General features: G+C 33.4%; 24 protein-coding genes, 3 pseudogenes and 1 riboswitch. Of the genes and pseudogenes, 13 read left to right on the top strand and 14 right to left on the bottom strand.

The features are described from left to right. The first annotated feature begins 14 nt into the window (after window positions 1-14). Complete coding sequence (locus tag ACZZZA_RS16410) at window positions 15-653, top strand: hypothetical protein (protein WP_463433599.1); 639 nt, start codon at window positions 15-17, stop codon at window positions 651-653. On the opposite strand, the pseudogene ACZZZA_RS16405 reads toward ACZZZA_RS16410, so the two are convergent. From ACZZZA_RS16405 to ACZZZA_RS16380, 6 genes and pseudogenes are all read right to left on the bottom strand, one after another. Beyond that, window positions 654-1,953 (bottom strand): annotated as a pseudogene (locus tag ACZZZA_RS16405) (glycosyltransferase family protein). Window positions 1,954-2,006: 53 nt separating this feature from the next. Then, window positions 2,007-4,551 (bottom strand): annotated as a pseudogene (locus ACZZZA_RS16400) (YfhO family protein). 59 nt (window positions 4,552-4,610) lie between these two features. Then, window positions 4,611-4,841, bottom strand: coding sequence for a hypothetical protein (locus ACZZZA_RS16395; RefSeq protein WP_463433597.1), 231 nt, complete (start codon window positions 4,839-4,841; stop codon window positions 4,611-4,613). Between the two features lie 85 nt (window positions 4,842-4,926). After that, a complete protein-coding gene (locus tag ACZZZA_RS16390) occupies window positions 4,927-5,973 on the bottom strand; it encodes a DUF6263 family protein (RefSeq protein ID WP_463433595.1) in 1,047 nt (348 codons plus the stop codon). Window positions 5,974-5,990: 17 nt separating this feature from the next. Further along, the gene (gene rlmB / locus ACZZZA_RS16385) at window positions 5,991-6,791 is read right to left on the bottom strand and encodes a 23S rRNA (guanosine(2251)-2'-O)-methyltransferase RlmB (protein ID WP_463433593.1); all 801 of its coding nucleotides are present in this window, start codon (window positions 6,789-6,791) and stop codon (window positions 5,991-5,993) included. Between the two features lie 60 nt (window positions 6,792-6,851). Further along, window positions 6,852-7,322 (bottom strand): DinB family protein, encoded by a 471-nt coding sequence (locus ACZZZA_RS16380; protein WP_463433591.1) that lies wholly within the window; start codon window positions 7,320-7,322, stop codon window positions 6,852-6,854. Between the two features lie 250 nt (window positions 7,323-7,572). Here ACZZZA_RS16380 and ACZZZA_RS16375 point away from each other — a divergent pair. From ACZZZA_RS16375 to ACZZZA_RS16330, 10 genes and pseudogenes are all read left to right on the top strand, one after another. After that, window positions 7,573-8,578 (top strand): annotated as a pseudogene (locus tag ACZZZA_RS16375) (AAA family ATPase). 8 nt (window positions 8,579-8,586) lie between these two features. Further along, entirely contained in the window at window positions 8,587-8,817 is a 231-nt protein-coding gene (locus tag ACZZZA_RS16370; protein ID WP_463433589.1) for a DUF2750 domain-containing protein, read from the top strand. 136 nt (window positions 8,818-8,953) lie between these two features. Further along, window positions 8,954-9,820 (top strand): DUF58 domain-containing protein, encoded by an 867-nt coding sequence (locus ACZZZA_RS16365; RefSeq protein ID WP_463433587.1) that lies wholly within the window; start codon window positions 8,954-8,956, stop codon window positions 9,818-9,820. 78 nt (window positions 9,821-9,898) lie between these two features. Then, the gene (locus ACZZZA_RS16360; RefSeq protein WP_463433585.1) at window positions 9,899-10,795 is read left to right on the top strand and encodes a BatD family protein; all 897 of its coding nucleotides are present in this window, start codon (window positions 9,899-9,901) and stop codon (window positions 10,793-10,795) included. Then, on the top strand, window positions 10,788-11,780 hold the full coding sequence (locus ACZZZA_RS16355) for a vWA domain-containing protein (RefSeq protein ID WP_463433583.1): 993 nt from the start codon (window positions 10,788-10,790) through the stop codon (window positions 11,778-11,780). The genes ACZZZA_RS16360 and ACZZZA_RS16355 overlap by 8 nt, the downstream gene beginning before the upstream one ends. Continuing rightward, window positions 11,780-12,787: a vWA domain-containing protein gene (locus tag ACZZZA_RS16350; RefSeq protein ID WP_463433581.1), complete on the top strand. Its 1,008-nt coding sequence runs from the start codon at window positions 11,780-11,782 to the stop codon at window positions 12,785-12,787. The genes ACZZZA_RS16355 and ACZZZA_RS16350 overlap by 1 nt, the downstream gene beginning before the upstream one ends. 98 nt (window positions 12,788-12,885) lie before the next feature. Then, window positions 12,886-13,620, top strand: coding sequence for a tetratricopeptide repeat protein (locus ACZZZA_RS16345; protein WP_463433579.1), 735 nt, complete (start codon window positions 12,886-12,888; stop codon window positions 13,618-13,620). Next, the gene (locus tag ACZZZA_RS16340) at window positions 13,620-15,356 is read left to right on the top strand and encodes a BatD family protein (RefSeq protein ID WP_463433577.1); all 1,737 of its coding nucleotides are present in this window, start codon (window positions 13,620-13,622) and stop codon (window positions 15,354-15,356) included. Before ACZZZA_RS16345 ends, ACZZZA_RS16340 begins: the two co-directional genes overlap by 1 nt. Window positions 15,357-15,400: 44 nt before the next feature. Continuing rightward, window positions 15,401-16,003 carry a MarC family protein gene (locus tag ACZZZA_RS16335; protein WP_463433575.1) on the top strand — a complete coding sequence of 201 codons (603 nt, stop codon included), beginning with the start codon at window positions 15,401-15,403 and terminating at the stop codon, window positions 16,001-16,003. A gap of 3 nt (window positions 16,004-16,006) precedes the next feature. Beyond that, window positions 16,007-16,198 carry a hypothetical protein gene (locus tag ACZZZA_RS16330; RefSeq protein WP_463433573.1) on the top strand — a complete coding sequence of 64 codons (192 nt, stop codon included), beginning with the start codon at window positions 16,007-16,009 and terminating at the stop codon, window positions 16,196-16,198. Window positions 16,199-16,411: 213 nt separating this feature from the next. On the opposite strand, the gene ACZZZA_RS16325 is transcribed toward ACZZZA_RS16330, so the two are convergent. From ACZZZA_RS16325 to ACZZZA_RS16305, 5 genes are all read right to left on the bottom strand, one after another. Next, window positions 16,412-17,380, bottom strand: a complete 969-nt coding sequence (locus tag ACZZZA_RS16325) for a chorismate-binding protein (RefSeq protein WP_463433571.1) — start codon at window positions 17,378-17,380, stop codon at window positions 16,412-16,414. 14 nt (window positions 17,381-17,394) lie between these two features. Further along, window positions 17,395-17,829, bottom strand: a complete 435-nt coding sequence (locus ACZZZA_RS16320) for a PaaI family thioesterase (RefSeq protein ID WP_463433569.1) — start codon at window positions 17,827-17,829, stop codon at window positions 17,395-17,397. Window positions 17,830-17,898: 69 nt separating this feature from the next. Further along, on the bottom strand, window positions 17,899-18,492 hold the full coding sequence (locus ACZZZA_RS16315) for a 1-acyl-sn-glycerol-3-phosphate acyltransferase (RefSeq protein WP_463433567.1): 594 nt from the start codon (window positions 18,490-18,492) through the stop codon (window positions 17,899-17,901). A 302-nt stretch (window positions 18,493-18,794) separates the two neighbouring features. Next, window positions 18,795-20,519, bottom strand: coding sequence for a PspC domain-containing protein (locus ACZZZA_RS16310; RefSeq protein WP_463433565.1), 1,725 nt, complete (start codon window positions 20,517-20,519; stop codon window positions 18,795-18,797). Window positions 20,520-20,531: 12 nt separating this feature from the next. Next, window positions 20,532-20,861: a PadR family transcriptional regulator gene (locus ACZZZA_RS16305; protein WP_463433563.1), complete on the bottom strand. Its 330-nt coding sequence runs from the start codon at window positions 20,859-20,861 to the stop codon at window positions 20,532-20,534. Window positions 20,862-21,117: 256 nt separating this feature from the next. On the opposite strand from ACZZZA_RS16305, the gene ACZZZA_RS16300 reads away from it, so the two are divergent. Continuing rightward, window positions 21,118-21,708 (top strand): HD domain-containing protein, encoded by a 591-nt coding sequence (locus ACZZZA_RS16300; protein ID WP_463433561.1) that lies wholly within the window; start codon window positions 21,118-21,120, stop codon window positions 21,706-21,708. A gap of 180 nt (window positions 21,709-21,888) precedes the next feature. Beyond that, on the top strand, window positions 21,889-22,485 hold the full coding sequence (locus ACZZZA_RS16295) for a hypothetical protein (RefSeq protein WP_463433559.1): 597 nt from the start codon (window positions 21,889-21,891) through the stop codon (window positions 22,483-22,485). Window positions 22,486-22,579: 94 nt separating this feature from the next. Here the strand turns inward: ACZZZA_RS16295 and ACZZZA_RS16290 are convergent, their stop codons facing one another. The 3 genes from ACZZZA_RS16290 to ACZZZA_RS16280 form a co-directional block, all read right to left on the bottom strand. Continuing rightward, window positions 22,580-22,963 (bottom strand): acyl-CoA thioesterase, encoded by a 384-nt coding sequence (locus tag ACZZZA_RS16290; protein WP_463433557.1) that lies wholly within the window; start codon window positions 22,961-22,963, stop codon window positions 22,580-22,582. A 115-nt stretch (window positions 22,964-23,078) separates the two neighbouring features. Next, a riboswitch (cobalamin riboswitch) is annotated at window positions 23,079-23,258 on the bottom strand. A 38-nt stretch (window positions 23,259-23,296) separates the two neighbouring features. Next, window positions 23,297-24,094 (bottom strand): hypothetical protein, encoded by a 798-nt coding sequence (locus ACZZZA_RS16285; RefSeq protein ID WP_463433555.1) that lies wholly within the window; start codon window positions 24,092-24,094, stop codon window positions 23,297-23,299. Between the two features lie 305 nt (window positions 24,095-24,399). Continuing rightward, window positions 24,400-24,666, bottom strand: coding sequence for a hypothetical protein (locus ACZZZA_RS16280; protein WP_463433553.1), 267 nt, complete (start codon window positions 24,664-24,666; stop codon window positions 24,400-24,402). Between the last annotated feature and the right edge of the window lie 244 nt (window positions 24,667-24,910).

Below are 24,910 nucleotides of genomic sequence, written 5' to 3'. Positions count from 1 at the left end.
TAATTCTTTTAAAGATGAAGAAAATTTTTCTTTCAATTATATTACTAATTTCTTTTGGCTGTAAAAAAAATGAACTTCAATCAGAACCTGTGAAAAGTGATTCTGTAATTAATAATGCAGTTTCCGAAAAAAAAATTCCTGAAAATTCAGCCGATAAGAAAGAAGATTTAAGAATAATGAATGACGAAATTCTTCTGGCTTTAAAAAATAAAGATTACAAAACATTTGCAGATTTCATTCATCCTGGAAAAGGAGTAAGATTTTCGATGTATGCTTTTGTTGATCCTAAAGGCGATAAGCAATTTTACAAGAGCGATTTTGAGAAATACCAACCTACAAAAACTATTTTTACCTGGGGAAAAAAAGACGGTTCGGGAGATGTATATAAAGCAACGCTCAACGAATATGTGAATAACTGGGTTTTTGTAAAAAATTTCAATAAATCAAATTTTTCTCTAAATGAATTTCAGGGCGGTGGAAATTCGCTCAACAATTTGAAAGAGATATATCCGAGTACAAATTTTACAGAAAACTTTGTAAAAGGTACAGAACAATACGGTGAAATGGACTGGAAAACGCTCCGTTTTGTATTCGAACAGTTTGAAGGAAAATACTATTTGGTGGCTGTCATCAACGATCAGTGGACAATTTAGTTATAATATTTCAGCCAATTGTTTTGTGAGATTTCTTCTCGAAAACTTTGTAATATTGCCGGTGTTTTCCAAAAGATTGTCATTTTTCCAAAGCTCAAATTTCTCCAGAATAAAATCTTTAATAGATTCAGAATCTTGATAACCGAAATGCTTCCCGGCTTTTGTTTCATCTAAAATTTTTGAAACATCAGCTTCGTCTGGAACCGAAAGAAATAATCTGTTTCCCTGTCGCTAAATATTCAAATATTTTCCCGGGAATAATTCCTTTCGAAGATTCATTCGGGAAGTTGGTAATCAGCAGCATCGAAGAATTTGTCATCTCATCAATTGCCTTGTCATGCGAAAGATAACCAAGATGATCAATATGATTTTTCAGACTTGAATTTTCTAACGACTCCAAAATTTTATCATCAATTCTCCCAACAAATTTCAATCTGAAATTATCAGCAAAATCTGCATTGGTTATCACTAAATGATCAAGTGCATTCCAAAGGTTTTCCGGATTTCTGAGTTGCTCCAGAACGCCGATATAGCTCAATGTGAATTTATCTTGTTGGGTTTGAGAGTTTGAGAGTTTGAGGGTTTTTGAAGAGTCAGACTCATCAAAACCATTGGTAATACAAACTGCGTTGGCTCCGTTGTTTCTGAAATTTTCTGCATCGGTATAGCTTGTTGCTAATGTAATATCTGCGTTTTTGAAAACTTCACTTTCCAAATGACGGTGCTTTTTGTCGGATTTATTGGTTAGTTTTAAATGTTTGTAGTAAGAAATCTCAGTCCAGGGATCACGAAAATCTGCAATCCATTTGAGATTCGGGAATTGTTTTTTTAAGTTTAAACCAATCAAATGCATTGAATGTGGAGGTCCAGAAGTGACAACGATATCTATTTTATTTTCCTCTAAATATTTTGCTAAAAATTTCACGGAAGGATGTACCCAAAAAACTCTTGCGTCGGGAATGAAAAAATTTCCACGAACCCAAATTGATAGTTTTGATTTCCAGCTTTGGTTATTTCCTACATCAAACTGTCCCGCTTTGAATTTTTTATTGCTTTTATTGAGTTTTTCAGCCAACTGATAAGGCTCCCAAATTTTAGTTTTGATGATTTCTAAATCTTCAGGAACGTCTTTCATTAAGCTTTCATCAATCAAAGGATAACTCGGATTTTCAGGAGTGAAAATGATAGGTTTCCAGCCAAATTCCGGTAAGTATTTTGCAAATTTCAACCATCGCTGAACTCCAGGTTCACCTGCAGGTGGCCAGTAATAGGTGATGATAAGGATTTTTTTTGATTCCATTTTAATCTCAAAAGTCATCATTCTTCCCTCGTTACGTTCAGAATGACAGAATGCTAAATTTTTTCTTCAACCAAAATTTCTTGTTTGTCTCTTTTGCGGTAAATAAAATAAATTCCCAAACCACTTAGCACGATAAACAATCCGAAACATAATAAAGAAATCCATTTTCCTGTGGCAATAACTTCCGGTTCAAAAACCATTCTGATCGTATGTTTTCCGGCAGGAACGTGTACAGCACGCAATAAGTAATCTGCTTTGATGTACGGAACTTCTTTTTCGTCAACAAACATTTTCCAGCCATGAGGATAATAAATTTCTGAAAAGACTGCTAATTGCGGAGTTTTTGATTGAGATTGGAATTCCAGTTCGTTGGCTTCATATTTCGTTAAATTAATTGAAGCTGTAGAATCTGCCTGAACCTGTTTATTATTGAAATATGCTTTATCAGAAGCATTGATAACCGCCGTTTTCTTAGAATCAATATTTCCAACAGATTTGATTTCTTCGTCCGGAGTATTTACAAATTTCAAATCACTCACAAACCATGCATTTCCATTCGCATTAGGATTAGGAACGACCTGCGGTTCTTGAGGATTTCCGAAAACCATGTATTTTGTATTCAGTAAATTGAGGATTCTAGGTGTTTTTACGCTGTCTGCATTTGAAATATATTCATTCAGTAAATCATCATAACGTCTCAATCTCACTGCATGATATCCACCGATTGACGATTTAAAATACGATGTATTGGTCTCACTTGTTACACCCAAAACCTGATTGTAAACTCTGTAATGTTTTTTGTCTTTTTCAGCAATCGTTTCCAAAGTTTTGTTTACCGGAATACTTGCTAATATAGATTGTAAATTAGGATTGTCGCCCACTTTTTCGGCTAAATAATCTGAACCTTCTGTCTGGAAAGGATTTTCGGCAAAGATTTTATCGACATAATTTTCGTCATTCAGATAACGTTTGTTAACCGTCCACAAATCAAATAAACTTACAGCACCAATGATGATTAATGCAATATTTTGATTGATTTTTTGTTTTAGGCTAAAGAATAAAACCGCTGCCGTGATTCCTACATAAAGCAATGCCTTGATGGCATCAATTCTGAATAATTTGAATCTTTCTTCGGATAAATAATCTAATAAAAAAGGTGGTAAATAGGTTTTTTCGTTCTCTGTATGGAATCCTAACAAAGATTTTCCAAAAAGAATAAATAATAATGTTAAACCTAATACTCCGCCACTTACATAGGTAAGAATTTTCTTTTTATAATTTTCTTCTAAAGTTGAATCAGTATAAAATCTGTACAATCCGATGATGGCAATTAATGGGAATAATAGCTCCACCACAACCAAAATAGAAGATGGTGCTCTGAACTTACTGTAAAAAGGAACATAATCGATAAAGAAATCTGAAAGCGGCATAAAGTTGCTTCCCCAAGCTAACAAAATGGTCAGTATCGTGGCTCCGAGAATCCAGTAACGGTATTTTTTCCAGGCAAAAAAGAATCCCAAAAGTGCTAAGAAACATACAATGGCTCCCTGATAAGCCGGTCCGGAAGTTCCCGGCTGGTCGCCCCAATAAGTAATACTGCCAAATCCTTTAGAAATTCTGTCATACTCAGCCTGTGAAGTAACGTTATCCTGTACCAGTTGCTGTACCTGTTCCATCATTTCTTTTCCTTCAGGCTCCTGACTTCCACCTCCCATTAATCTTGGGATGAAAAGGTTTAAAGTTTCAAGTTTGCCGTAGCTCCACATGAGGATACTTTCTTTATCCATACCAGAATTTCCTGCGGTGTGATTTTCTGTGTTTAAAATCTGTTTTCCTCTTACGGTTTCTTTGATATATTCAGAATTTGCCATGATTCGCTGAGAGTTCATCCCAACTCCAATAGCTAAAGCACCTGCAATAATTCCTGAAGAAATCAGGAAATGTTTCATCGGAGTTTTCTTTTGAATGGCTCTGATTAATTCAGATAAAAATAAAAAGCCTAATCCCAGAAACAGATAATATGTCATTTGAGGATGATTGGCTGCGACCTGTAATCCGAAGAAAAGGGTAGTGACGATAAAACCCCAAACATATTTTTTTCGAATATAAACCAATAAAATCCCGGCTAAAAGTGGAGCAAAATATTCAATAGTGTTCACTTTTCCGTTGTGTCCGGCTGCAATAATGATGTAAAAATAGGTTGAAAGACCAAAAAATGTGGCTCCCAAAAGTGCATATTTCCAATTTCTTACAGCGACCATTCCTAAAAGAAAAAATCCTGAAAATAATAAGAAAGAGATAATTGACAGGTCTTGGAAGAATATTGAGATAACTGTCTAATTTTTTAATAATATCACCTTCAAAACGGCTTCCCATCTGGTAAGTAGGCATTCCTCCAAACATAGAATCACTCCAATACGTTTCTTTGTCGTAACTGTCTCTGTAATCAATAAGTTCTTTTGCACCGCCTCGGTACTGAACGATATCATGCTGGAAAAGCTGCTTCCCGGTAAATACAGGAGTGGAGTATAAAAATGCTAAAACTAAGAATGCAACGATGGAAATTGCAATATAAATCAGGTTTTTATTTTTCGCCATTTTGGTTATAAGTAGATATTAAATTAAGAAGTATCAGTTGAAGAATATTAAATTGAAATTTAATGTTTCACGTTATTTTTATCTTTCACTTCTTCATAGTCCACAGTTTCTGCGTCCCATTTTACCTTTTTTTCAATATTCTTGTCTGAGTTTTTTATGTCTTGCTGCGGATTATTATTAGGTTTAAAGCCGGTGTACTTGTAAAAAGATTTGAAGAAAATTCTTTTTAAAATATTCCACACAAAAAAAATAATAATAGTACCGAGTATTAACTCAAAAAGGAATTTCATAATAATCAATTATTTAATATTCAATGTTTAATATTCAAGATTTTCTGTTTCAAACCTAAAAAATCGAATTCTTAAACTCTCAAAATTATTTCGCTGCAGGATTCACCATTACAGAAGAATTCGAAACACTCTTCATCGACTGCGACTGCTTTCCATCTGAAATTGTTTCAACCTGAGTCGTTTTCACGGTAATATTCTGATTGGTAATCCAGCCTGTATTTTGGTCAAATTTGATGGTACCGTTTTGAGCCAGTTCGCTGCTCATGGTGTGTGTCATTTCGCCTTGAGATTTTTTCTCTTCTTTTTTAGGAATTCCTCCTGTTATAGAAATTTCAGCAGTTCCGTTTCCTACACTTTTCAGTACGTAATTAGAAACAACTTTAAACTTACCGCTTTCGTCAGCACTTTCGCTTGTTGTCCATTTTTCACCGATTTTCACTCCTTTTTTAGGCAGAATTGTTAGGTTTTTTGCAAACTGATCTTTTAAAACTTTTTCGTTAAAGCTTTGTTTCAGACCTGCGACGGCACTTGCTTTTTGGTTGGCATCTTTTATAAGCGTTCCCAGTGCATTTGAAATTTTTGTGTAGATCGCATCAAAACCGGTAATAGAAATCACATTTCCTTTGCTGTCCATTTTCATATTCAGTTTGTTACCGGTCAAAGCACGGTTTACATTCCAGATCATTTTCAGATTATCTTCTTTAGGAATTGCCTGTTTGGTATCTACAACAATGGTTTTTCCATCTGCACTTTGAGAATTTCTTTTTCCAATCAGATTAATGGTGATATCATAAACTCCATTTTTCACATCATTTACGGTAAAGCTCATTTCGTCTGTAGATTCGCTTGTTCCGTTCAATGTTTTTCCCTGTGGATCGGTCATTGTTTTTACATCTCTCTGGTACGTTGTTAAAGGATATGTTTTTCCTTTTTCAAGCTTAAATGTTTGTGTAAAAACCCCCAGAGAATCTTTGATTGCCGGGTTTTCTTTTACTTCAGAAACAGAATCTGCCGGAACTTCAACGGTAATTGTTTTCCCGGTTTTAGGATCAATTTTTGTGATCGTTGCGGTTTCTTTTTTACAAGAAATAATGGCTAAAGAGATCAACGCTATTGCTGCTATATTTTTCATTGAATTTTAAAGTTTGATTAATTAATTTTCACTAGTTTTTGTCTCATCGCCTCGTAAAGAATTGCTCCACAAGCTACAGAAACGTTAAGTGACTGAGTTTTTCCTTCTATCGGAAGTTTGATTTTTTCGTCCGAATGATGAAGAACTTCTTTTGAAATACCGGTTTCTTCATTTCCCATCACGATTGCGCAAGGTTCTGTAAAATTAACATCGTAAATAAGCTTTTGCGCTTTTTCTGTTGCCGAAAAAACAGAAATTCCGCTTTGCTGTAGATAATCTACAACATGAGCCAAATTGTTTTCTTTGCAAATTTTGATATTATACATTGCTCCTGCAGAAGTTTTTATCGCATCAGAATTAATGGGTGCTCCACCTTTTTCCGGAATTACAACTGCATGAATTCCCACACATTCTGCTGTTCTGCAGATGGCGCCGAAGTTTCTGACATCAGTTAATCTGTCTAAAATGAGTATAAATGGTACTTTTCCTTCTTCAAATAATTCAGGAATGATATTTTCTATTTTGTGGAAAGGCACATCGGAAATAAACGCCACCACACCTTGATGGTTTTTTCTTGTAAAACGGTTTAGTTTTTCAACCGGAACGTAATTGGGACGTATTTTATATTTTGCTAAAACAGCTTTCAGTTCTGCAAAAATTTCTCCCTGCAAAGCATTTTGTACAAATATTTTGTCAATGGTTTTCCCTGCTTCAATAGCTTCTAATACGGGACGTAGCCCAAAAATAAAATCGTCTTTTTTATTCGGTTCTGAATTTCTGAATTCAGGTTTTGAGTTTTTATGTTGAAAATCTTCCAAAATTTTATATTATATTTTAATGAATAAACTTAGTTGTTCAAAACTTCTTGCAGGGCTCTTTTAAAACTTTTCTCCTACAATTGCTCTTTTCAATGCCATTGCATATCCGTAATGCAAACTTTCGTGGATGTTGTTAAAAATAATTGCATCCTGAATACTTTTCAGATCCATCCCGAAACTTGTGGTGTAAGGTGTATAGTCAGCAAAAAAATCGCTGTCATAATCTTTCATCAAAATTTTTGAAGTTTCAGTTAAAAGAAATTCCAGATCTTCCACTTCAGACTTCTGTACATTCAGATTGGGCATTGTACCTTTTTTGTATGTTTCGATCCAGTATTTATCAATTCTGAACGGATTTCCGCTGAGGTAATAATGCAGAAGCTGCTGTGTAGCAACGGTATGTGCAATATTCCAGTACAGATTATTATTAAAACCATCTGGGATTAATATAAGGTCTTCGTGAGAAGTTTCCTGCAAGATATCCAAAAGGTTTTTCCTTACCTGTCTGTGAGCTTGAAAATGATAATTCATTTTGCGAAATTTAATCTCCAAAAATAGTTTAATAAACTGTAAATGACAATTTTTGAGGATGGGTTTAGAAGAAAATTTATGTATTTTTTATGATTTTATAATTATAGCAAATCTAATTTATGATTTATACAATTCCGAATTTGTTATCACCTCAGGAATATTTAACAAATTTTAACTCAATAATGGCATTCATTGTGTTGGATTAGTGCAAATATTTATCAGAAATTTACCAATTATTTTAATTTAAACTATGTCAGATTCATATCAAGCAGAAGACATTCGTCAACTCACAGAAAAAGTAAGAGAACAGAATTATTTCTTTTCACTTTTGAGGCAGGAAATCAACAAAGTAATCATCGGACAAGAATACATGATCGACCGACTTTTGGTTGGGCTTTTAGGTAATGGTCACGTTTTACTGGAAGGTGTTCCCGGGCTGGCAAAAACATTGGCGATAAAAACCTTGGCACAAGCTGTACATGGTGATTTTTCCAGAATACAGTTTACTCCCGATCTACTCCCTGCAGATGTTGTCGGGACGATGATTTATAATATTAAAGAAAACGATTTTTCTATAAAAAGAGGTCCAGGTCTTCGCCAATTTCGTGCTTGCAGATGAAATTAACAGAGCTCCTGCAAAAGTACAGTCGGCTCTTCTTGAAGTGATGCAGGAAAAGCAGGTGACCATTGGTGACGAGACAATGCCATTACCGAAGCCATTTTTAGTTTTGGCAACTCAAAATCCGATCGATCAGGAAGGAACTTATCTTTTACCAGAAGCTCAAAGCGACCGTTTTATGCTGAAATGTAAGATTGATTATCCTGAATTTGAAGACGAAAGAAAAGTAATGAGAATGGTTTCTACTTCGCACCAACCAGAAGTGAAGCCCGTTATTTCTTTACACAATATAGTAGAGGCAAAATCAATTGTTAACCAGATTTATCTGGACGAAAAAATTGAAAAATATATTCTCGATATGGTTTTTGCAACCCGTTTTCCAGAAAAATACGGTCTTTCTGAACTGAAAAATTATATCAGTTTTGGAGCTTCACCAAGAGCATCCATCAACTTAGCAATTGCATCCAGAGCTTATGCATTTTTGAGAGGAAGAGCATTTGTAATTCCTGAAGACGTAAAAGAATTGGCAAAAGATGTCTTAAGACATAGAATCGGGTTGACTTTCGAAGCCGAAGCCGAAGAGATTACTTCTGAAGAAATTGTGAATAGGATTTTAGCTAAGATACAGGCTCCTTAAATTAAGTTATGCACGTAAAAGAAATTGAAACTGTTTCAAATTTACAGCCATTTGAGAGATATACTTATTTTATTAAAAAGATTGCTGATTTTGAAATATTATACACATTAAAAAGTTTGGAAGGAAACTTTGCAATTTCTGAAACAGATAATAAATATATGTTTCCTGTATGGTCCCATAAAGAATTCGCAAAGTTAAATTTAAGCAAAGAATGGGAAAATTTTAAAAGAAGAATTTGAAGAGGAAATTTTCCATTTTATTTTGGATAATAATTATTTGATAAATGTTTTCCCAATGAATAACAAAACTGGCTTTGTTGTTAATCTTGAAGAATTTAAGAAGAATTTATCAACAGAATTAGAAAATTATGAGTAGATGTTACAAACGAAAGACATCATAAAAAAAGTAAAGCAAATAGAAATCCGTACTCGAAAGAAGACGGAAGCTTCTTTGATGGGACAATATCACAGCGCTTTTAAAGGACAGGGTATGACGTTTTCTGAAGTTCGACCTTATCAGTTTGGTGATGAAATCCGCAGAATAGACTGGAATAAGACCGCACGTTTCCGTGAACCGTTTGTGAAAGTAATGGAAGAAGAGCGTGAACTGACGATGATGATTCTGGTTGACATTTCTGCTTCAATGGATTACGGAACAAAAAATCAGTTAAAAAGAGAATACGTTGCAGAAATTGCTGCAAGTTTAGGGTTTTCTGCAGCTGGAAATAATGATAAAGTAGGGTTGATCTTATTTGCAGATAAAGTGTATAAAGTCATTCCGCCACAAAAAGGAAGGAAGCATATTTTGTCAATCATCAGTAATATTTTAACGGCAGATTACATTCCTTCGGTTTCTAAGATTGACAAAGCTTTTGAATACATGATGGGAATTTTTAAGCGAAAATCACTCGTATTTTTGCTTTCAGATTTCGGAGATGCTTATGATTCTAAAATGCTTCGTGTTGCTTCAAAAAAACACCAACTTTTAGGAATGAGAATTTTTGACGAAAAAGACAATGAAATTCCGGATGTTGGTTACACTCTTTTAAATGATGTCGAAACCGGAAAAGAAATTTGGGTTAATACATCAAACGCAAGATGGAGATATACCTTTGCTGAAGCTCAGAAACAAAAATTAAAAACCCTGGAAGAAGATTTTGCCAACAGTTCGGCAAGCTTTATGAATATCAATACCGGCGATGATTATTCAAAATTATTGTATCATTATTTTCAGAAGAAATAAATATTCAATAGGAGCGGACTTTAGTCCGCTTTGTATGAAGAATGTAAAAAGGCTTTAGCCAAAATTTATTATTTAAAGTTGAAAAAATTAATATTACTCTTATCATTTTTAATCTGTGCAAATGCTTTTTCACAGATACTTTCCTCGAATCTTGAAAAGAAAACTCTGGCTCTTGGCGAAGTCAATCGTTTCACTGTAAAGATTGATAATCTGAATAATCAGGAAATTACCGCTGCACCAAAAGACAAATTGCTTCCTTTTCATTTTGAAGAAATTAAAGACAGTATAGGAATTCAACCCAATTCTTACCAAAGAAATATTGAATTTTCTGTTTATGAAGAAGGAACTTACACCATTCCAGAGCTTGAATTCAAAGTAGGAGATAAGATTTTAAAAACGATTCCTTACGAAATTGAGGTAATAAACACCGCCCAAAAAGGTGACCCGATTAACGACATCATGAGCAATAAAGATGTTAAGTTAGATGTCACAGATTATTGGGAGCTTTACAAATGGTATATTTTGGCGGCATTAGCGGTAATTGCATTAATTATTGCAGTCATTATGTTTATTAAATATGGGAGAAAATCTAAAGATTCTCCGGTTGTCGCAACCAATCAGACTTTGAAAGAATTGGATTCATTAAAAAATAAAAAATACATTGAAGAAGGAAATTACCGTTCATTTTATGTGGAATTAATCGATATTTCAAGAAAATTCATTGCAAAACAATATAAAATTCCTGCGGATGTTTTGTTGACCGATGATTTGGTTCAGCTGATGAAAAACAACAACACCATTTCTCAGGATAACGAGAAAATTGTGGAAGATGTTTTTTTTAGAGGTGATTTGGTAAAATTTGCCAAAACCTTCCCAGATCAGCAGATGATGGAAAAAGATTTTAGCGAAATCAGAGACTTTGTGAAAAGATCATCAAAGGATATAGAATTTGAAAACCTGAGAAAAGATGTTTAATTTCGAATTCTACAGTCCGTGGTTTTTATTTCTCTTTATTTTGTTTATTCCGTTATTGATCAAAGACATTAGCAGGAAAAAACTGAAAGGAATAAAAGTTCCCACCGTTCAGAATATGAATGAGAGCAGTGGAATTCTGCCTGTTTTGTTCTTACTTAAAATGTCAAAATATATTATTCTCTCATGTCTTTTCATAGCAATGGCAAGACCGAGAACATTTACTATTTCTCAGGATCGGGACGAAACCAAAGGCGTTGATATCATGTTTGCGATAGATGTTTCATTGAGTATGTTATCAAAAGATCTTTCGCCGGATCGACTTACAGCATTGAAAGAAATAGCCATTCAGTTTGTTGAAAAACGTCCGAATGACCGAATTGGAGTGGTTACTTATGCTTCGGAAGCTTTTACAAAAGTTCCCGTAACGTCTGATCATCAGGTTGTCATTGATGAACTTAAAAATCTCAATACAACGGAACTCTATCCCGGAACAGCCATTGGAGAGGGACTTTCCGTCGCAGTAAACCATCTTCGAACCAGCAAGGCAAAGAGTAAAATCATTATTTTGATGACAGATGGTGTAAGTAATGTTGAGAATGCAATTCCGCCTCAGATCGCTGCAGAACTGGCGAGAAGTAATGATATCAAAGTGTATTCAATCGGTGTGGGAACAAACGGTATTGCTCTTATGCCAACCGAAGTTGATATTTTTGGAGATTTGGTTTTTACTGAAACTCAGGTACAGATCGATGAGCCGGTTTTAAGAGAAATTGCACAGGATACAGGCGGGAAATATTTTCGTGCTACCTCAAACAGTAGTCTGGAAGAGGTTTACAGTGAAATTAACCAGCTTGAAAAATCTGATGTGAAAATTTCAAAGCTATATAATTATGAGGAATATTTCAAAATTTTCCTTTGGATAGCTTTGGGAATGTTGTTTTTTGATGCGTTATTGAGATGGGTATTATATAAATTTTTAAGCTGATGGAATTGTATTTAGGAAATTATTGGTACTTATTATTGCTGTTGCTCTTGCCTCTTTTATCTTTTTTTCTGGTCAGATATTTAAAATGGAAAAAAAATAAGAGAGAAATTTTTGCAGATAATCGTTTTCACGAAGCTTTATTTGAAAAGAAATCGGGATTTATTAAAGTTTTTCCGACCCTTTATTTTTTAGCAACTTTGTTTTTGATTTTTTCAATCATTGATTTACTGAGTGGTTCTGAAGAGGTGACGACCAATCAAAAGTTCAATAATGTTATTTTCATGTTGGATGTTTCTAACTCGATGAATGCAGAAGATATTACGCCAAACCGTTTGACGGAAGGAAAAAATCTGATGATTCAGACCATGCAGAAACTAAAAAATGATAAAGTGGGAATTATTATTTTTGCGGGTCAGGCCACTTCAATTATGCCGTTGACAACTGATTATAATTCTGCAGAAACGTACATAGGAGGCATTGAAACCAATTCAATTAAAATTCAGGGAACCGATTTTTTGAAAGCAATGGAAACCGCTGTTGATAAATTTAAAGATATCAATAAAAGTTCAAGAAAAATAGTTTTGTTAAGTGATGGTGAAGATAATGAGGGAAACGATAATGCTGCCATAAAACTTGCCAACAGAGAAGGAATCGTTGTAACCTCAGTCGGAATTGGCTCTGATGAAGGAGCACCTGTTCCGGAATATGAATTCGGGCAGTTGATGGGCTATAAAAGTGATATGAACGGGCAAACGGTGATTTCTAAAAGACAGATCGAAGCACTTCAGAAAATGGCGGAGTCAACCGGCGGAACATATATTGACGGAAATAATATTGATGAAGCTCCACAGAGAATTCTTGAAGCTTTAAATAAAAAAACTTCTTCCACTGCGACTTTGGTAAAATCTCAAAATGCCAATCATTATTATCAGTATTTTTTGGCAATTTGTATATTTTTCTTTGTGATTATTTTTCTGTTTAATCCCAAAAGAGATTTCAATATTTAATTTGCTTTTGTTAGAATCTTATTTCTGTGAATACTTTAACCCAACTTTAACAAATAACAGACTGTTTCTTAACATATAAAGGAATAATTTTGCAATAGATGAATACTAAAATTTTATTTTTATCGTTAATTGTACTTTTCCCATTCTCAGGCACGTTGTTTGGACAGAAGAGCTATAAGAATTTGGTTTATGAAGGTAATCAGAAATTCAACGGCAAAGATTACGAAGGAGCATCTTCAAAATACATGGAAGCTGTAAAATCTAATGAGAAAGAATTTACTGCGCACTATAATTTAGGGAATGCTTTGTATAAAAGTAAAAAATACGAAGAGGCAAAAACAGAGTTTGAAAAAGCACAAAGCCTTTCCCAAACCATTCCGGATAAAGCTGCGGCTTTGCACAACCTGGGAAATACTTATATGCAGATGAATCAGCCTGAGAAGGCGGCTGATTTTTATAAGCAATCGCTGAAGCAGGATCCTTACAATGAAGCAACAAGAAAAAATTTCGAAATTGCTAAACTAAAGGAAAAAGAAAATCAGCAGAAGAAAAATAAAGACGAGAAGTCTGGTAAAGGAGGCGGAGGCGAAGATCAGCAAAAAGATAAAGATCAAAAAGGCGATTCTAAAGATAAAGGAGAAGGTGAGAAAAATGAAGGCGACAGTCCTGAAGGCAATCAACCGGACAAGAATAAAAATAATCAGGGGAAAATGCCTAAAGATCTTGAAAATGCGATCCTGAATAAAGTTGGTGAAAAAGAAAAAGAAACTGCCAAAAGAATTTTAAATAAAAACACTTATTCGATGCCACAAAGCAACGAAAAAGATTGGTGATGAAACAAAAATTGATCCATATACTGTTAACTTTTGTGTCCGTAATTACTTACGGACAGGTTGAACTTACCATGAAACCTGATAAAAGTGATTACAACGGAAAAGATATTGTCAATCTTACGATCATTTTAGAGTTAAATGGTGATGATTTGGTACAGCAAAGTCAATTGAGATTACCAGATTTATCTAAATTTAATATGATCGGAAACGGATCTTTCAGCCAGGCTGTCAGAGATCCGGAATCTAATGTTGCAGTAGATCAATATATTACAAGAATTGCTTTAGAGCCAAAGCAGAAAGGGAAGATTAGAATTGGTTCTGTATTGGTAACTATAAATAATAAAATTTATAAAACTGAGCCATTCGATATTTTTATCCGTGATATTGAAAAAAAGCCTGTTGCAAGAAATGCTGATAATGATGTGTATCTCAATATGGAAATTGAGGATAAAGAGGTATATCAGAATCAAGCTACTGTTGCGGTTTTAAGGGTTTATTCTAAAAATATAGATAATCTTCGAAAAGTAAAAAATCTACATTTTCCTGAGCAGGAAAATATGAATATACACGCTGTGAATTATCATAAATCTGCTATTGATCCTTCCGGTTATGGTAATATGCCTTCGCAGATTTTAGCGATGTTCATTGTTTTTCCTAATGAGTCGGGATATGTTGAGGTGCCACCGGTTTTAGCTTCGGTAAATTCTTACACCAGCAAAAATAAAATCACTTCTAACAAAGTCAAACTTAATGTTAAGAAGCTTCCTGAAGGTTCACCGGAATCTTTTAAAAATGCTGTCGGAAATTTCAAAGTTGATATCTATCATGAGTCTAAAGAAAAAATTGAGGCTAAAAAGCCAGTTACTGTGATTCTTAAAGTTTCAGGAGAAGGTAATTTGGCAGATATGCAGTTGCCAAAAATAGAAAGTTCGCCGGATTATGAAGTTTTTGCTCCTAAAATTACCTCAAGAGTCAGCGCAGGAATAGAGGGGATGAAAGGATACATTTTGGCAAATTATGTTTTAATTCCGAATAAATCAGGTATACTTAATATCAAAACTGAAGAATTTGCTTTCTTTAATCCTGCAGAAAAAGAATATGTAGATCTTGGCCAGGAAATTTTAAGTCTTACAGCATTTTCTCACGAACAGGTTCTTGAAGCCCGTACAACAGTTGAAAAAGTTAATGAATATACAAATACATTGTTGGAAACCGTAAACAGTCCGGTTCTCAAGACTACAACTTTCAAAGTAAAAGAAAAAAAACGATTCAATTGGGAGGTTCTTTTAATCAATGTCGGAATTCTTTCAGCTTTATTTATTGCTTATTTATTGTTTAAAAATTGGCAAAAAAAACGTATTATAATTAAAGAAACAACAGCTCCAAAACCATTAGGTTCTGTTGCAGAAACTGAAAGAGAAATCAGAGAAAACTTTAAAACTGATATAGGAGATTATTTTACATATCTGGAAAACTTAAAGGATGATCAAAATTTTAATCAGTTTTTCATAACAGTTGAGGAGTTGGATTCTGAAGTCAGAAATCAATATCATCAGGTTTCTAAAGATGATTTCAGACAATTCCTTGAGAAGCAGAATGGAAGTTCTGTAGCGGAAGAATACAGAAATTTGTCTCAGAGAATTCAAATCGAAAAATATACTCCTGTAAAATCACAAGAAGGAATTGGTGAACTTTTGAAAGATATAATCAATCTCTACTCTCAGATTAGTAAATAATCATTTTTTATTCGTATTTTTGCGAAATTAATAATTATTGAATAATGGAAGTTCTTCAAGACTTTTCTTTTAAAGAAACAGTAACGTGTTTTATGGTTCTTTTTGCGGTTATAGATATCATCGGATCGATCCCGATTATTGTAAGCTTAAAGCAGAAATTCGGACAGATTGAAGCCAAGAGAGCATCAGTCACAGCCGGTTTGATCATGATTGTTTTTCTTTTCGTAGGAAATAAAATCTTAAAATTTATTGGGGTAGATGTTAATTCATTTGCGATTGCAGGAGCGTTTGTCATTTTTATCATCGCCTTAGAAATGATTTTAGGAATTGAAATCAATAAAACCACAGAAGCTAAAGCTGCATCAATTGTTCCCATTGCGTTTCCTTTGGTTGCAGGTGCAGGAACCTTGACGACTACTTTGTCTTTGCGTGCAGAATTTCATGACATCAATATCATTCTGGGGATTATTCTCAATACAATTTTCGTATATTTGGTGCTGAAATCAGCTCCTTGGTTAGAAAAGAAAATGGGAGAGGCGACATTGTCAATTCTTCAGAAAGTTTTCGGGATCATCCTTTTGGCAATTTCCATTAAATTATTTACAGCAAACTTTGCACAGTTGGTGCAGAATTATATTAATTTTTAAGTCATGCAGAAGTTTTATAAAGTATTTTTAATCGTTTTCATTGTAATTATTGCAATTAATATTTACGCAATAGATTGGCATTCTGAGATTTCGTCAGAAGATAACATGAAATATGTAATTTCAATTATCTGTGGTGTTGTCGGATTGTTTTTACTTTTCATCATGAATACATGGAGTAAAATTGGAAAGAAATAATCTTTTCTTATATAAATACAAATCCTCTTTCAGTTTCTGAGAGAGGATTTTTTATGTTTAGAGATTGTAATTTTTTATGAACATACGCTATCATATAATCAATTGTAATCAACATCATGTTTGTCATTCTGGAAAAATCTCTGCAGGTAATGAATGCAAAAAATTCCTGCGAAATGACAAGAAGATTATTGCTTGAAATTTATTAAATGTGTATTAATTTTTAAAAGATAGGTTTTTCAGAACTGCTTCAGACTTCAGTTCAGTTTCTCTCCATTCCTTTTCCGGGTTGCTTTGAACGGTAATTCCTCCTCCTACGAAAAGATGTACTGCATCGCTGTATAATTTTGCACAGCGTAAATTCACGAAATACTGGATGAAATCTTCAGTTTCAATTCTGATAAACCCGGCGTACAATTCTCTTGGAAATTTTTCAAGCTGCAGAATTTTTTCTTTACAAAAATCTTTCGGGATTCCGCAAACAGCGGGTGTTGGATGAAGTTCATTGATGATAGAATCAAGATCATCGGGATTTATTCTCAATCTGAAATCGGTCTTTAAATGCTTGATGTTTCCTGAAATGTGATCGTAAGTCTCCGACTCATAAATTTCAGAATTTGAACTGAATTTTTCAAGAACATTTCTAATGTATGATGATACAGGTTTCTGTTCTTCTATTTCTTTATCAGTCCAGCTTTCAGACACCGGAATGGTTCCTGCTAAGCTCATTGTTTCAAACTCGTGAGTAGATTTATTAAATTTACCTAAAACTTCAGAAAAAGCACCTATCCAGGAGTGTTCATCTTTAATGAAAATATATCTAAATGCATTGGGATAAGCTTTACATAAATTTTCAAAGCTTTCTAGTAAATTAATTTCATTAAAATCTTTTACAATTTTTCTTCGTGAAAGTACCAATTTCGGAAGTTCATTCTCTGTGATAACATCAATGACGTTTTGAAGTTTTTCTAAATATTCATCATGAGTTTCTGGTGAAAAATTTGTTTCGTCTTTCTTTAGGATAATGCTGGAAAACGTTTCTTTTATTTTGTTCACCTCAATAATGTTTCCATTGAAATCAACAGTTTGAGATTGGTCAAAAGACTTGAAGATAACTGTTTTTTTAGCTGAATTTTTGTCTATAGAATAGAGCTTTTCGTTAAATGGAAATTTGAAGTAAATCATTGATTTTTCAAATATTATTTACTGATAATATTATTGGTCATCGTCGTGTGATTGATCAACTGACCTTTCTCATCCCGGATTTCTATTTCAGAAACGTGCATCGTCTTCCCTTTTCTGATGAATCTTGCAACTGCGGTGACGATTCCGTCTTTTTTGCTTCGTAAGTGATTGGAATTGATATTGGTTCCCACTCCGAAATTTTTACTTCCGTCAATAAAAATATTAGAAAGGCTTGATCCCATCGTTTCTGCCAGAACACAGCTTGCTCCGCCATGCATAATGCCGAATGGCTGGTGAATTTTTGGTGAAACAGGCATGGTAGCGGTTAGAGTTTCATTTTCCAGATCAATGTCTATAAATTGTATATCAAGAGTTTTTGCAAAAGTATCTTCTCCCCAATTGTTTATAAATTCTAAAATTTCTTCTTTTGTTTTGCCTTCTGTGTACATGATGTATGGTAATGAGTAATTTTACTTCTAACTTCTAACTTCTAACTTCTAACTTCTAACTTCTAACTTCTAACTTCTAACTTCATCATTTCCTATGATATTCGGATTCCAGTTTGAAGGAATTTTTGGTCCGATGTCATATTGGATGTAATAATTTTGAATTTCTTCCATGATTTCAAGAAAAGAAGCAGTTTCTAATCTTTCATACGGAATTGTGTAACCTAAGTAAACAATATTTCTTTTAAAATCTCCAGCCGCTAAAACGATAGGAACTTTTGCTGCTAAAGCCATGTGGTAAAAACCCTTTCTCCACTTTGGAACCCAGCTTCTGGTACCTTCCGGAGTAATTACAAGACTGAAATCATCCTTCTTAAATTCGTTTGCCACAAAATTGATCAGGTCATTTTTCTGACTTCTGTCTATGCCGATTCCTCCCAAACCTCTCACTACAGATCCGTACCAAGCTTTGGTATGCGCATCTTTGATAATGATTTTTAAAGGTTTTCCTAAAGTCCAATAGGCAAGGTTTCCCAAAAGATATTCCATGTTATGAGTGTGGGGAGCTACAACAAGAATGCAACGGTTGAGACTGTTGACATCGCCCTGAAGAACGACTTTCCAACCCAGCATTTTTAATAATAATTTGCCTATTAGCTTTTTCATGATGTAAATTTAAAACGAAAAAGTATAACCATTGTGTGGTTATACTTTACAAATATATTGAAATATTATGGCTCTTAAAATAATCCGCTGATTAAATCTGCGATTTTTACTGCAATTTCTAAAACTAGTTGTACCATGGTCTGATGTTTTTTTGTGTTGGTTAATTTGTTACGAATATAAGAATAATTTGAGATATAAACCACTAATTATTGAAAGTTTTTTGTATTTCTTTGAGAGTAGAAGAGTGTGGGTTTCAAACTGTTGTTATTCATCCACACCTTCAGCCACTCTCTCAAGTTTAATTATTTGGTTTTAATAGAAAATTCTTTTTTACCGTCTTTTATTTTAATATCAACGTCTTTTACTTTATCAATGTTCATCTTCATTGTATCCATTATTTTCTCAGCTTCGTCTTTTTGATATTTCTTTCCGTTGATGATGACGCTGTCTCTGTCGTTATCGCTGTATTCTATTGTAGAACCGTTGATCGATATTTTGTTTTTTTCTATAGAAATATTTCCTGTTTTATCCTCATTATCTTCTTCTTCATTGTCGTTGATTCCGTTTCCGTCTGTGTCTCCGTCAAAATTGATTTGATCTTTTTTCAAAGGAATTACCACTGCATTTTGTGGAATTACCAACTCGTAATTGATGCTGTAATCTCTGAAACGATGATCGTAAGGGTATTTAATGTAATTCGGAAGTATCACTTTATTGCCAACGATTTCAACAGGTACAATCACATTCAATGGAACATTATATCCTTTTGCCTCTTTTTTGATTATTAAATAAGGGGTCTGAATATTTGCTTTTCTAGTAACCTCAACGTCAATCCAGTCTTTTTCAAATACGTTTATTTTATCTGAGTACAAATCGTCATCATAACCTTTAAAGTTTTGAGGCACTGAAATCTGTTTTACATCAACATAAATGCTGTCTGAAGTTGTAGGAATTGCTACTTCTTCTGTATCTTCTTTATAACCTTTGAAGAACATATCTTTTTTTGCCATGCTGATTCCAAAATAAGTAGAAACAGCGATTAAAGAGAGGATCAATGCTCCGAGTACCCAGCCTGTATTTCTCAGTTTTGTTTTTGGTGAAATTAATTTCATGCTCAACAATCCGAATAGGAGTGCAGGAATTAAACTTCCTAAAACAATCATAATCATCAGGACATATTTCATTCCGTCGTTGTCAAAATAGAAATCCATTTCGTTGATAGGAGGGAAGCTGTCATTTCCCATGAAACCAAAAACTACAAATACACCGATAAGACAACCGAATGACATGAGCGCAAAAATTCCTCCTAAGAAATAACGGATTACATTCCAGATACCGCTTCCTGCATTGTTGATATACGGTTTATTCTCGATATAGATCTCACCGACTCTTTGTGTAGATTCGTTGGCAAACTGAACCAGCTTGTTAGATTCATTTTTAAGATTATCAAAATTCATAGGTTTTCCCTTCATTTTCAAAAAATCTGCTGCTGTTTCTGCTCTTGGCAAAACAATCCATAAGATTATATAGAGTAAACCTATTAATGATGAGGAAATTGCTGCTGTAAAAATCCCAAGAACGAAGATTCCTAACCAGATGGCTCTCATTGCAGTAATATCCATCCCTACATAGTGAGCCAAACCTGCGCAAACTCCTGCGATTTTTTGTCTTTCAGGATCACGGAACAGTTGTTTTTTGTCAGTGTATGTATTTCCTGAGAAGTTATTTTTGTTTGAGTTGGTATTTTTTTCAGAGTAATAAGCTTCTTCCTGTTCTTCTATTTTTTCCGGAGAACCGATCTGAGCAATTACTCTTTCTACATCACTATCGTTGATTACTTCCCGTTTTCCTAACGTATCTCTGAAGATTTCAACCATTCTGATTTCTATGTCGTGCATTACCTCGTCTGCTTCAGAAGCTTCCAATGAGCTTCTCAATGCGTTAAGATAATCGCTGAGCTTTATATATGCGTGTTCTTCTATTGTGAAAGAAAAACCTGCGAGTCCTATTGAGAGTGTCTTGTTCATAGCTTTGTTTTTTTAAATTTTTTGAGTGATTTGGTTGACAGAATCTGTCAATTCTTTCCAGGTATTTTGCAGTTCGGTTAAAAAAGTGCTGCCTTTTTCTGTGATCTGATAGTATTTTCTTGGTGGTCCTCCTGTAGATTCTTCCCATCTGTACGAAAGAAATTCTCCGTTTTTTAGTCTTGTTAAAAGAGGGTAGAGGGTTCCTTCCACAACATCCAGTTTTCCTTTTTTCAGTTCATCTATTAAATCCGAAACATACATTTCGCGATTGTTGATAAGACTTAAAATACAGAATTCCAGAATCCCTTTTCGCATTTGCGCTTTGGTATTTTCAGTATTCATCTTTAATAAGTTTTGTTTTGAGTTATATAAAACCGGTTTAGATTTCTAGTTAGTTAAACCTTCTCCGATTCTACATTACAAAGATATGTAATTAAAATGGTAATATGCAATACAAAGTAGTGAAATTATTTTAATTAATTATTTAATATACTGATATCCAGTTAAATAAATTTTAATTTTTAAATTTTATAAAACTTTTTTTATTCAAATCTCCTTTTAAAATCAGGATTTTAATGATAAATCTTATTTTTGTTAAATGAAAATTCAAAAAGAAATTGATTTTATTATCGCCGTTGATGCTCTAAAAAATGTGCAAAGAAGAAACTACAATGCAGACGACTCAAGGAGAGAAAATACGGCAGAACATTCCTGGCAAATTATTATTCTTGCTCAAATTCTTTTTCCGTATGCCAAAAACAGTGCAGATATTGACTTGCTGAGAGTGATCAGAATGCTTTCTATTCATGATCTGGTAGAAATTGAGGCTGGTGACACCTTTCTCTTTGATGAAGTAGCAATGGCAGGGAAATTTGAAAGAGAAAAACTTTCTGCTCAAAATATTTTCGGAATTCTTGATGAACCATTACGCTCAGAATTTTTTAATCTTTGGTTAGAATTTGAAGAAGAGCAAACTCCTGATGCAATTTTTGCCTGCGCCATAGATAGAATAATGCCTTTCATTCTCAATTCTCATACTTCAGGAAAAAGTTGGACAGAAGCTGCGGTAACCGAAAAACAGGTAAGAAATATTCTCGAAAATGCAATAAGCAGAGCTTCTGACGAAATGGGCGAGGCTTTTCAGTTTTTAATGACTAAAAATCTTGAAACGGAAAAAGTTTTGAAATGATTTCTTTAAAATTTTAAATTACTTCTGAAAATTTTGGTGTTCTGATTGTTGTATTGCTTAAAAAAGTTATGCTGACAAGATTACGGCAGAAGATCTGCAATATCATCAAAGTGAAAATAACTACACACTTTCAAAAATTTGTGTAAAATCTTTTTATAACTTAGCATAAAATGAATTTTGATGAAACTATTCTTTTTCTTAATAATTGCTGAAATAATTATGAGCTGCAGCAGCAAAAATATAAGGTGTTATAGTAATAATACAGATTTGATTATTGAAGAAATTATTGATAATAGTGAACCTGATTTTAAATTTCAAGCTGGGGGAAATATTTTAAATAAAAATAGATTAGTCAGTTCTTTTATGAAATCATCAACAGATTTTAAAAACACAAATGAAAAAGAATTTGAGAATATCTTTTTGCACATCGGATATGATGGCACACCTTATACTGATGAAGTTAAATTTTTAAATAGTTCTGACTATAAAAATTTTGTTATACAATATGAAAATAATAAAATATCAGAATTAAGTGATATAATTAAAAAGAAATATAGAAATTCCACTATGTTAGAAATTATTCAAGACAGGAAGAATAATGTTTTTTATGCATATTTAGAATTTTCAAAGCCCTTCTTTTCAAAAAATAATCAAACTGCCTATATAGAAGTAAATTATTATTCGGAAGGAGTATATGGTCATGGCAATGGTTTTATACTAAAAAAAACTTCGACAGGTTGGGAAATAGTCAGAGTACTTAACTTATGGATTTCTTAATTTATTTTCAAAAAATGAAGAAAAAAATATACTAAAAGGTAGCAAATATTTTAAGGTTTCGGCGGGCCTTTGGCCCGCCGAAACCTCTTAAAAATTATAGTATTCGGATTGGTTTTTTAAATTCATCAATCGCTACAAAAGTAAAATCCCCCACAATTGCCCTCTCTCTTTCATAGGAATACATTTGCTCGGTGTAAATTTCAACATTCACTTTCATACTTGTTTTTCCGACGTGTGAAACTTTTCCAATTAACTCAACAATCGTTCCTGCGGGAATAGGCTTTTTGAAATCAATTTTATCGCTGCTTACGGTTACCACTCGTTTTCTTGCGAAACGTGTTGCTGTAATAAATGCAACTTCATCCATCAATTGCATGGCAGTACCACCGAAAAGGGTGTCGTAATGATTGGTTGTGTTAGGAAAAACCGCTTTAAAAATTCGGGTCTCGGAAGTTTCAATTCTTTCTTCTGTAGTCATATTTCATTATTAATTAAAGCGAAAATGAAATATATTGAAGCAAGCAAACCGTTCAGGAACATAGAATTTCCCTGAATATGCCATAAGATCAATAAACTTCAAATCGCGAAAGTTTTTTTGTTTAAAAAAATAGGCAGGTCTCCTGACTTGTACCATCTCTATCTCCTTCCCATACCTTTTGCACAGTGGATTTTGATAAAAACTACAGATACTTACAGTTGCGCGACAGTTCGTGATTTTCACACGATTCCCTTTTCATCTGCGGTTAGGCAGAACCAATTTCCTGAAAAGCCAAATTCTTTTCAAATACAAAAATAATGATAAATAGACGAATTATTCAGGATTTTTTAAAATAATCTGGCTGATTACTTTCCCTTCTTTTATGGTCCAAAGCGTAGTATATCTGTTTGCTCCTGAACCATTGATCATGTAAAGAAATATGTGATCATCGTCAATAGAAGTAACTCCGATGTTTTCAAAATCCATCGTAGGTTGGAACATGTTTTTAATCGCTTCTCTTACGAAAACAGAACCTCTTCCGGGTTGCTGCACTCTGATTGATTTGATTTCGGTCATCCCGGTTGGTAATTCTTTATCAATTCCCCATGGTTTTACTTTGTCGATAGTTGTGATATTTCCATCTGGATCTTTTACCTGTTTGCGGAAACCTGCATTAGAGGGATATATATCAATTATGACTTTGCTTCTTTGTGCAGCAGGTATTTTCGAATTACTGTTATCAGTAAAGATTAAGGATTTTCCGTTTTTTGATTTTGAAGGTGTGAAATGTGGCAGCTGATCAATAAATGCAATTCTGTTTTTATTTACCATACCTTCTTTGTTAAGACTGTCGTATCTTACAAAAGGTTTTTCTATTTCAGCTTTTTCGGGATATTGAATCCATATCCATTCAGTTTCTCCGGGTGCGGGCTTTACATAAACGAAAACGTCACCTCTCTTCATCCTTATTTTATCAACGATTTTTCTATAATCTTCTTTATGTACTCTTACCATTGCGTAGCCTTCTTCAGCTTTTACAACACCAAAAGGAACTTTGTTCTGTGCAGAAAATAACGAAAGAGAGAAAATACAGAATACCGAAAAATAAATTGCTTTGTTTATAAAAGTCATTATGAAGAATATTTATAGCTCAAAGATATAATTTAATATTTTTTCTATGGTAATTAAATCTCTTCAATTCTGTTAAATATTTACAGATTTTAAGGAGTTTATGAAACTCTGCTTTATGGTAAGTTTTTGCTATTGATCAATATAAGCCTTATCTCGTAATAACTGTATTTTATTTGCTTCGTTGATTTCTTGTAAAGTGTAAGTTATTTCTTAAAATAAAAGAGCAGAACTATTAATAATTCTGCTCTTTTATATATAAGTCGTTAATCTATTGGTAAATATTTAGTTTTTAATTTGTTTAAATTTTAAGGATTATCAGGAGCTCCGACAATAATAGAATCTTGCCTGATTCTCCAGTGTGTTCCATTTTTAGGAGGATCTGTAGGTGTGATGACAACAATTATAGAATCGTCTTTGCTGTAAGTAGATGGGTTATCCTCTTCTTCTGATGCTTCTTTGAGAGAAAATTCTACAGACTCTGGCTTTTCTGATTGCAATTCATCATCTTGTCGACAAGATACTATACAAATGCTCATTAGAAAAACTGCGATTAAGAAATATTTTTGTACCATGTGGGTAATATTTAAAGTTTTTGGGTTGGTTTATTTTACGATACAAATATATTGATGTATCTCTCATTTTGCAACATTATATCAAATCTTTTTATATGTATCTCTGTAAAAATTTATAAATATTTACGCATATCGTTTTATACATCTCTAAAATTCAATTTTTTATCAATATACGAATCTTATTATTTTTATTTATTGAGAAGATTGTAATAATAGATGAATTTGCTTATTTTTGGCTATGATT

It is taken from the genome of Chryseobacterium sp. AC405b (assembly GCF_979258685.1).
The sequence above is the reverse complement of the archived record's forward strand: the minus strand, read 5'-3'. Positions and strand labels throughout refer to the sequence as shown.

Excerpts from the sequence above, each read along its gene's own strand:
- ACZZZA_RS16350 (WP_463433581.1), top strand. The coding sequence starts at position 11,780 with ATGGAATTGTATTTAGGAAATTATTGGTACTTATTATTGCTGTTGCTC.
- ACZZZA_RS16285 (WP_463433555.1), bottom strand. The coding sequence starts at position 24,094 with ATGACTTTTATAAACAAAGCAATTTATTTTTCGGTATTCTGTATTTTC.
- ACZZZA_RS16290 (WP_463433557.1), bottom strand. The coding sequence starts at position 22,963 with ATGACTACAGAAGAAAGAATTGAAACTTCCGAGACCCGAATTTTTAAA.
- ACZZZA_RS16410 (WP_463433599.1), top strand. The coding sequence starts at position 15 with ATGAAGAAAATTTTTCTTTCAATTATATTACTAATTTCTTTTGGCTGT.
- ACZZZA_RS16395 (WP_463433597.1), bottom strand. The coding sequence starts at position 4,841 with ATGAAATTCCTTTTTGAGTTAATACTCGGTACTATTATTATTTTTTTT.
- ACZZZA_RS16305 (WP_463433563.1), bottom strand. The coding sequence starts at position 20,861 with ATGAATACTGAAAATACCAAAGCGCAAATGCGAAAAGGGATTCTGGAA.
- ACZZZA_RS16355 (WP_463433583.1), top strand. The coding sequence starts at position 10,788 with ATGTTTAATTTCGAATTCTACAGTCCGTGGTTTTTATTTCTCTTTATT.
- ACZZZA_RS16390 (WP_463433595.1), bottom strand. The coding sequence starts at position 5,973 with ATGAAAAATATAGCAGCAATAGCGTTGATCTCTTTAGCCATTATTTCT.
- ACZZZA_RS16380 (WP_463433591.1), bottom strand. The coding sequence starts at position 7,322 with ATGAATTATCATTTTCAAGCTCACAGACAGGTAAGGAAAAACCTTTTG.
- ACZZZA_RS16310 (WP_463433565.1), bottom strand. The coding sequence starts at position 20,519 with ATGAACAAGACACTCTCAATAGGACTCGCAGGTTTTTCTTTCACAATA.
- ACZZZA_RS16300 (WP_463433561.1), top strand. The coding sequence starts at position 21,118 with ATGAAAATTCAAAAAGAAATTGATTTTATTATCGCCGTTGATGCTCTA.
- ACZZZA_RS16280 (WP_463433553.1), bottom strand. The coding sequence starts at position 24,666 with ATGGTACAAAAATATTTCTTAATCGCAGTTTTTCTAATGAGCATTTGT.
- ACZZZA_RS16315 (WP_463433567.1), bottom strand. The coding sequence starts at position 18,492 with ATGAAAAAGCTAATAGGCAAATTATTATTAAAAATGCTGGGTTGGAAA.
- ACZZZA_RS16345 (WP_463433579.1), top strand. The coding sequence starts at position 12,886 with ATGAATACTAAAATTTTATTTTTATCGTTAATTGTACTTTTCCCATTC.
- ACZZZA_RS16295 (WP_463433559.1), top strand. The coding sequence starts at position 21,889 with ATGAAACTATTCTTTTTCTTAATAATTGCTGAAATAATTATGAGCTGC.
- ACZZZA_RS16365 (WP_463433587.1), top strand. The coding sequence starts at position 8,954 with ATGTTACAAACGAAAGACATCATAAAAAAAGTAAAGCAAATAGAAATC.
- ACZZZA_RS16370 (WP_463433589.1), top strand. The coding sequence starts at position 8,587 with ATGCACGTAAAAGAAATTGAAACTGTTTCAAATTTACAGCCATTTGAG.
- ACZZZA_RS16325 (WP_463433571.1), bottom strand. The coding sequence starts at position 17,380 with ATGATTTACTTCAAATTTCCATTTAACGAAAAGCTCTATTCTATAGAC.
- ACZZZA_RS16320 (WP_463433569.1), bottom strand. The coding sequence starts at position 17,829 with ATGTACACAGAAGGCAAAACAAAAGAAGAAATTTTAGAATTTATAAAC.
- ACZZZA_RS16330 (WP_463433573.1), top strand. The coding sequence starts at position 16,007 with ATGCAGAAGTTTTATAAAGTATTTTTAATCGTTTTCATTGTAATTATT.
- ACZZZA_RS16340 (WP_463433577.1), top strand. The coding sequence starts at position 13,620 with ATGAAACAAAAATTGATCCATATACTGTTAACTTTTGTGTCCGTAATT.
- ACZZZA_RS16335 (WP_463433575.1), top strand. The coding sequence starts at position 15,401 with ATGGAAGTTCTTCAAGACTTTTCTTTTAAAGAAACAGTAACGTGTTTT.